This is a genomic window from Enterobacter cloacae complex sp. XAL002, from assembly GCF_049236805.1.
GTDB lineage: Bacteria > Pseudomonadota > Gammaproteobacteria > Enterobacterales > Enterobacteriaceae > Enterobacter > Enterobacter intestinihominis.
In genome coordinates, this window is record NZ_JBMKJN010000073.1 from 1 (window position 1) to 1,006 (window position 1,006).

Consider the following 1,006-nt stretch of genomic DNA (forward strand, 5'->3'; position numbering starts at 1 on the left):
GAGATCTATTACTGGAGACAAATACAGCTTTCGCCCATTGACTGCAAATTCAGTAACGTCGGTAACCCACTTCTCGTTTGGCCGTGTAGCCTTGAAATCCCTTTGGAGAACATTGGGGGCGGTTTGCCCTACCTCTCCTCTGTAGGAGCTGTATCGCTTGACCTTAATCGCTGCCTTAAGCGAGAGGGTTCCCATCAGGCGCTGAACGGCTTTATGGTTAATCCGTTCCCCGTCTCGATGGAGAGACAACGTTACCCTACGGTATCCGTAACGACCTTTATTCTCGTGATAAATCTCACCAATACGCTTTTTAACATCCGCATACTTATCAGGCTTGCTGAGAGCCTTTAGATGGTAATAAAACGTACTGCGCGGTATCTCCGCTGCCTTGAGAAGCTCATCAAGAGGGTAAAACTGCCTTAGCTCGTTGAGTACTTTCACTTTTTCGCGGGATGAGCTAAGGCTTTCAGCTTTTTTAGATACGTAAGCCGCATTTCAAGGAATCGAACTTGTCTTTCAAGATCCTCAATACGTCGGTCTTTCGACAGCTCCAATGCTAACGCCGCTTTTTCTGGATCAACTGACATTGTAATGTTTCTTTTGGTGCCGATCTTGAGTGCGCGTAAACCAGCTTCTCCGTGCTCCTCATAGACTTTCAGCCACTTGGCTACAGAACCACTACCAGCAAGCATAAAGTGAGCAGCAGCCTGATTGAGGGACATCTGCTGCTCGGTCACGGCTTTCACGACCTTAATGCGCAACTCTGGATCAGCACTAACGCCTTTAGGTTTGGGAATTAAACCTTTTTCTCCATGTTTTTCATAGAGGGCAACCCACGTCCTGACCTGGGTTCGAGGCACACCAAAACGTGCAGAGATGATCCTGTAACCATCATCAGTTGTGAAGTAGTGATTCACGACTTCAAGGCGCTTTTCGAAGGGGTATTTTGGCTTTGACATATCAGGGACTATTCCATTTCATCGTCCAACAAAATGGGTGCAGTACA

Annotated in this window: 1 pseudogene; it reads right to left on the bottom strand. The window is 47.2% G+C overall.

The window, feature by feature from the left end:
- Positions 1–959 (bottom strand): annotated as a pseudogene (locus tag ACOT0L_RS23990) (IS3-like element ISKpn8 family transposase); the annotation flags it as partial.
- Between the last annotated feature and the right edge of the window lie 47 nt (positions 960–1,006).